At 63.7% G+C, this 6,325-nt stretch carries 4 protein-coding genes; 1 reads left to right on the top strand and 3 read right to left on the bottom strand.

From position 1 onward, the window contains the following. Positions 1-334: 334 nt before the first annotated feature. The 3 genes from tyrS to RQH14_RS22995 all read right to left on the bottom strand — a co-directional run bounded on the left by tyrS (position 335) and on the right by RQH14_RS22995 (position 4,669). Positions 335-1,645 (bottom strand): tyrosine--tRNA ligase, encoded by a 1,311-nt coding sequence (tyrS, locus tag RQH14_RS23005; protein WP_311215429.1) that lies wholly within the window; start codon positions 1,643-1,645, stop codon positions 335-337. A 37-nt stretch (positions 1,646-1,682) separates the two neighbouring features. Next, positions 1,683-3,911: an ATP-binding domain-containing protein gene (locus RQH14_RS23000; RefSeq protein WP_311215428.1), complete on the bottom strand. Its 2,229-nt coding sequence runs from the start codon at positions 3,909-3,911 to the stop codon at positions 1,683-1,685. A gap of 89 nt (positions 3,912-4,000) precedes the next feature. Continuing rightward, the gene (locus tag RQH14_RS22995; protein WP_311215427.1) at positions 4,001-4,669 is read right to left on the bottom strand and encodes a DNA-3-methyladenine glycosylase; all 669 of its coding nucleotides are present in this window, start codon (positions 4,667-4,669) and stop codon (positions 4,001-4,003) included. An 80-nt stretch (positions 4,670-4,749) separates the two neighbouring features. On the opposite strand from RQH14_RS22995, the gene RQH14_RS22990 reads away from it, so the two are divergent. Continuing rightward, positions 4,750-6,255: an AlkA N-terminal domain-containing protein gene (locus RQH14_RS22990; protein WP_311215426.1), complete on the top strand. Its 1,506-nt coding sequence runs from the start codon at positions 4,750-4,752 to the stop codon at positions 6,253-6,255. The last annotated feature ends 70 nt before the right edge of the window (positions 6,256-6,325 follow it).

The raw sequence follows: 6,325 nt of genomic DNA, 5'->3' as shown, positions 1-6,325 counted from the left end.
CAAGTGAAGCCCATCACACAACCCCACCACCGCCGTCGAACCCCCAACCACACCCAAGGGACACGAGCCAGCAACCGGCCCCAACCCCGAGGGAAGTGAAAGAGCGTCGGTCGGAAGCCCGAGGGAGATGAAAGAGCGTCAGCCGGAAACCCGAGGGACATGAGAGAGGGCCGGAAAGGGGACGCTGCACGACCGAGCGCGCCGAGGATGACCGCTGCCTCCGCCACCATCCATGCATCGGCGCCCGTCGCCTTCGAGCAACAAGCGAGGAAACGCGAAAAGGGCCGACACCCATGAAGGTGCCGGCCCTTTCGGAACTGGAGGGAAAGAGAACCTAAGCAGAAACCTCGATCGTGGCAAGGTTTTTCTTGCCACGACGAAGGAGCAAGTACCGTCCGTGCAGCAGTTGATCCTGGGCAATGACTGCGTCAGGATCGGAGACCTTGGTGTTGTTCACGTACGCGCCGCCCTCCCCTACGGTCCGCCGGGCAGCCGACTTACTGTCGGACAGACCCGAGGCAACCAGGAGGTCGATGATTCCCAAACCGTCGGTGCCGATCTTCACCAACGGAAGTTCCGCGGTGGCGGCTTCAAGGGTGCGCTCATCCAGTACCGTGAGGTCGCCGTTGCCGAAGAGTGCCGCCGAAGCAGCAATGACTTTCTCCGTTGCGTGGACGCCATGGACGAGGGAGGTCACTTCGAAAGCGAGCTTCTTCTGGCCCTCGCGGGCAAACGGACGCTCCGCAACAGCTTCCCCAAGTGCCTCAATCTCTGCACGCGAAAGGAAGGTGAACACCTTGAGTCGGTCCACAACATCCGCGTCCGCCGTGTTCAGCCAGAACTGGTAGAACGTGTACGGGCTGCACATGTCCGGGTCCAGCCAGATGGCGTTCCCTTCGCTCTTGCCGAACTTGGTGCCATCGGAGTTAGTGATGAGCGGCGTCCCCAGTGCGTGGACGCTCTTGCCTTCCACCTTGCGGATGAGTTCGGTTCCGCTGGTGAGGTTGCCCCACTGGTCGGAGCCGCCGGTCTGCAGCGCACAGCCGTAATCCCGGAAGAGCTGGAGGTAGTCCATGCCCTGGAGGATCTGGTAGCTGAATTCGGTGTAGCTGATGCCTTCCTCGGAGTTCAGCCGGGACGCCACAGCATCCTTGCGGAGCATGGTGCCCACACGGAAGTGCTTACCGATTTCGCGCAGGAAGTCGATAGCACTCAGCGGCGCTGTCCAGTCCAGGTTGTTCACCATGCGTGCCGGGTTTTCGCCCTCGAAACTGAGGAAGCGGCGCACCTGGCCTTGCAGGTACCCAACCCACTCAGCAACGGTGTCCTTGGTGTTCAAGGTGCGTTCCGCCGTCGGACGCGGGTCACCGATCAGGCCGGTGGACCCACCCACCAGACCGAGCGGCTTGTGGCCTGCCAACTGCAGGCGTCGCATCACCAGCAACTGCACGAGGTTGCCCAGGTGCAGGGAGGGCGCGGTGGGATCGAAGCCACAGTAATACGTGATCGGGTCCCCGGCGAGCAGCTTTTCCAGTTCCGTTTCATCAGTGGAAACGTGGATCAGGCCGCGCCATTTGAGCTCCTGCCAGACATTGGCAAAAGCGGGATCGTTGTGCTGGGACTCGAGGTTGTTTACGTGTGACACGAGATCTAAGTTAGCAGGATTGCAGGGGCCCTTTTTCCTAGCGCTCGATGCCCGCAGGTACCGGGGCGGCGGCAATGAGGCGCAAACGCTGCGTGGCCCGCGTCATGGCTACATAGAGGTCGCCCACCTTGCCATGCTCATGATTCAGCATCGCGGCCGGTTCCAGGACCACCACACCATCGAATTCCAGGCCCTTTGCTTCCTTGGGGCTGATGACCACGATGTCCTGTTCGTAGCTGCCGGCCCCCGCGCCAATCCGGCGTCCGTAGACCTTCCGCAGTGCAGCGGTGGCCTGCGGAAGCAGGGGCCCGTCGGCGATGACAGCCAGCAGGCCGCCGTCGATCGCTTCAACTTCCTCGGGCAGGACCTCCACCAAGTGGGACACGATGCTGTCCGCGTCGACGCGGTCCACAATGGGCGACCATTTACCTTCGCGCACGGCTTTGGGAGCCGAGACCACCAGTCCGGCACGGTTGGCCATACGGACTGCTGCTTCGGCGATCTGCGAGGGCGTGCGGTAGTTGACGGTGAGTTCTTCGAGAGTCCAGCGGTCACCGAACGACGGCGCCAACGCACTCTGCCACGAATTGGCACCTGCCGCAGCACTCGTCTGGGCGATATCACCGACGATCGTGAACGACTTTAACGGGCAGCGACGTACCAGGAGCCGCCACTGCATGGGAGAAAGTTCCTGTGCTTCGTCAACCACAATGTGGCCGAAGGCCCACGAACGGTCGCTGGTGGCGCGTTCCGCGGCAGTCAGGCGACCTTCGCGTTCCTGGTTCTGGTCAGCAAGTTCTTCGGCCGACACCAGGACGTCCACACCCATGGCTTCCATGTTGGCAAGAGTCTGCTTGGCATTGGCGATGTCACGTGCGCGGTCAGCTTCCTGCTGGGCCAATCCCCTGCCGGCGGCCGGATCCAGTTCGCCCAACAGTTCAGCAGCTTCATCCAGCAGCGGAACATCTGCTTCCGTCCATGGCGCGTCCACGGGCCGCTGCAGCAACGAACGCTGTTCAGGGGTCAGGTGCGGCGTGCAGGCTTCAAGGATGGCCGGCTTGCTGAAGAGCTCAGAGATCAGCTTCTCCGGCGTCATCGGCATCCAGCAGAGGTTCAGCGCAATGCGCACGTCCCTCGCCGACCGGACGTCTTCCGCAAGGTAGGCGCGATCCGCGTTGTTGCCGATGTTGCCTTCCTCGACGAGGTCCGTCAGTTGTTCCGTGAGCTCGCGAAGGAGGATCTTGACGAACGTCAGCCGGGCTTCGTTGTGGGGCTTCCCTGTGGCGCGCGCCTTTTCCCGGGCACGGCGGACCTGGCGGACAGTCAGAGTGAGCTTCCGCGAATCGACTTCGAGGATACGGTCCTCAGCGGGAGTTCTTTGACGGTTGGCGACGGCGTTGGCCACCACCTTGGCCATGTCCAGCTTGCCCTTGAGCGCGGCAACGTCGGCGTCGTCCTCGGGGATGGCGTGGATGCCGGGCATCAGGCGGCCGAGGCTGGCCATGACCACGCCGGTCTCGCCGAGGGACGGTAGCACGCGTTCGATGTAATGCATGAAGGACGACGACGGCCCAACAAGCAATACGCCGGCGCTCTTGAGCCGTTCGCGGTGCGTGTACAGCAGATAGGCAGCGCGGTGCAGGGCAACGGCGGTTTTTCCCGTTCCGGGACCGCCCTGGACTACCAAAGCGCCGGAGATGGAGGAGCGGATGATCCGGTCCTGCTCGGACTGAATGGTGCCCACGATGTCCGACATGCGGCCCGTGCGCTTGGAGTTCAGTGCTGCGAGCAGTGCGCCTTCACCTTGAAGGGAGTCGTTGTCTGCGAGCATCCCCGCGTCCAGGACATCGTCTTCAATCGCTTTCACATCGCGCCCCTGAAGGATCAGGTGGCGACGGCGGCGCACGCCTTGACGGTCGAAGGCCGTGGCCTGGTAGAAATGCCCGGCTTCGGGCGCACGCCAGTCGACCATCAGCCGCTGGAGATCGGCCGTGGAGAGACCGATGCGTCCGATGTATTGTGCTTCACCGGAGTCAAGGTCAAGGCGGCCGAAGACCAAGCGGTCGTCGACGGCGTCGAGCTGAGCGAGGCGGTCTTCGTACAAGGCCGCGAACGCGTCACGCTCGGAAACGTTCTGCATGGTTCCCACCGCGCCGGCCTTGCGCACCTGCGCCAGCTGGGCGCGCTTTTCAGCGCGCAGCTCATCGAGCCGGGCGTACAGCCCGGCCACATATTCCTGCTCGTGGACCAAATCAGCGTCGTGCATCGAACCGTAACCCCTATCGCAAAAGACAGACCGTCCATTCTACAGCGATTTTGGTAAACGCGTGGGGTACAAGTCATGTGGTGGGACGGTTATGGCGGAACGACCCGATTTCGAGGCCGTGCTGCCTTGTACCGTGACACCGTTGGATCGTCTTCAATCCAAAAACGCCACGGATACTCCGTGGTTCCGCCCGGACCCGCCACGCCCACCCGCGGTCCGCTGGCGATGGCGGCAGCGGGTGTCGGCGGCAACCACAAGCTGAACGGTGAAGCGAGCGCGTCACGGCCGGTGTCCGCCGTCGTGAGTCCCAACGCGGACGCGAGCCTCGCCGGTCCGCTGGCGAGGTCCTTGTGCGCTTTGGAGGCCGGCCTGCGAACCGCGGCGAGCTCATCCCCGTCCACTATTTCTCCTGCCCTCAGGAGCAGCGCGGATGCGAATCCGTCCGGTCCACAGACGATGTTGGCGCAGTAATGCATCCCGTACGTGAAGTAGACGTAGAGGAAACCGGGTGGACCGAACATGGGCGCATTACGGGCCGTCGGGCCACCGAAGGTGTGTGATCCGGGGTCAGGATGTTCTGAACCGCGGGGGCCCATGTAGGCCTCCACTTCGGTGAGCCTCACGGAGACGGGGCCGGCATCGGAGTGGTGCGTGAGGACTGCTCCCAGAATCAACGGCGCGATGGCGCGAGCATCGCCTTGGAGGAAACTGCGCACGTGGTCGGGGTGACCGATTCCGTTTTCCGTGAACGAGCCCATGCCCAGACCCTAGCAAAACTTCCAGCGGCCATGTCCGATTTCCGCTAGCAGTGGTCTCGGTCGGCTGGCAGGATGAAGCCATGGACTTCTGGCAGCGCTACCGGGCAATCGATGCCCGCGACACACGGTTCGACGGTCAGTTCTTCACGGCCGTCAGTTCCACCGGCATCTACTGCCGGCCATCGTGCCCCGCCAGAACACCCAAAGCCGAGAACGTCACGTTCTACGAAACCTCTGCCGCTGCCCACGAAGCCGGGTACCGCGCCTGCAAGCGGTGCCTGCCCGAGGCTGTCCCCGGAACGCCCGCGTGGAACATCCGTTCCGACGTCGCCGGCCGCGCAATGAGGCTGATCAACGACGGCGTGATAACCCGCGAAGGCGTCGACGGCCTCGCGAACCGCCTGGGCTACTCCGCGCGGCAACTCAACCGCATCCTCAGCACCGAACTCGGCGCCGGTCCGCTCTCGCTGGCACGGGCCAGCAGGGCACAAACCGCCAGAACCCTGCTGGTCTCCACCGACATGCTCCTGGCCGACGTTGCATTCGCGTCGGGGTTCAACAGCGTGCGGCAATTCAATGACACCATCGGCGAGGTTTTCGCGATGACCCCGACGGCGTTGCGCGCCACCGGGGCCAAGTCCGGGCAACGCCGGGGTGCCGTTGCTACGGCGCAAGCCCCAGCGGCGCTGACATTGAACCTGCCGTACCGGGAGCCCTTCGATCCGGGTATTTTCGATTTCCTGGCTGTACGCGCGGTGCCGGGCGTCGAGGCGGCGAGCACCTCGGCGGACGGAACTGGAGCCGATGGAAGCAGGACTTACGCCCGCACCCTGCGCCTGCCGCGGGGCAGTGCCTCCTTCTCTGTCACATACACCCCCTCAGCTCCCGGCAAACCCTTGCAACTCACAGCTGCGCTGGTGGACCTCCACGATCTCCCGGCACTCTTGAGCCGGGTCCGGCGGCTGTTTGACCTTGACGCTGATCCACAGGCGATAGATGACGCCTTGGGAACGGATCCGAGGCTGACGGCCAGCGTGACCGCAATCCGAGGAATGCGTGTGCCGGGGGCTGTGGATCCTCACGAACTACTCATCCGGGCCATGATTGGCCAGCAAATCACCGTAGCTGCCGCGCGAACGGCCCTGACCCAGTTATCTGCTGCCGGATCCCGCGTGGATAGCGCCATCCCCGGTTTGGAGCGCTTGTTTCCGACGGCGGCTGAACTCGCCGAACACGGGCGGGCGCTCCTCCGTGGACCTCAGCGCCGGATTGACTCCATTGTTGCCGCGTCCGAAGCAATGGCCAGCGGAGCACTTGATTTCGGCTACGGCGACGATTCCACCAGCCTCGAAAGCAAGCTGCTCCCCTTACCCGGTGTGGGGCCATGGACCGTTGGCTATGCAGCAATGCGCGTCCTGGGCGCTCCGGATGTTTTCCTGGCGAATGATGCCGCGGTCCGGAACGGCTTGAAGGTCCTGCCCGCCTGCACTGGACTGAGCGCCGATTTCAGGGAGGTCAGCCCGTGGCGTTCGTATGCCACTATGCACCTGTGGCGGGCCGCAGCGGCGAAAATCCGAAGCCAGTAGCCGCCGGGTGTGAGCGAGCGACCCGGTTTACCACGAGGGACGTGAGAGAGCGACCCGGTTTACCACGAGG

It is taken from the genome of Arthrobacter sp. WCS2018Hpa-7, assembly GCF_031843805.1.
Taxonomy (GTDB): Bacteria; Actinomycetota; Actinomycetes; order Actinomycetales; family Micrococcaceae; genus Arthrobacter.
This window is presented reverse-complemented; position numbering and strand designations above follow the sequence as displayed.

What these genes read in the sequence shown, in the direction of transcription:
- RQH14_RS23000 (WP_311215428.1), bottom strand. Translation starts at nt 3,911, where the DNA reads ATGCACGACGCTGATTTGGTCCACGAGCAGGAATATGTGGCCGGGCTG.
- RQH14_RS22995 (WP_311215427.1), bottom strand. Translation starts at nt 4,669, where the DNA reads ATGGGCTCGTTCACGGAAAACGGAATCGGTCACCCCGACCACGTGCGC.
- RQH14_RS22990 (WP_311215426.1), top strand. Translation starts at nt 4,750, where the DNA reads ATGGACTTCTGGCAGCGCTACCGGGCAATCGATGCCCGCGACACACGG.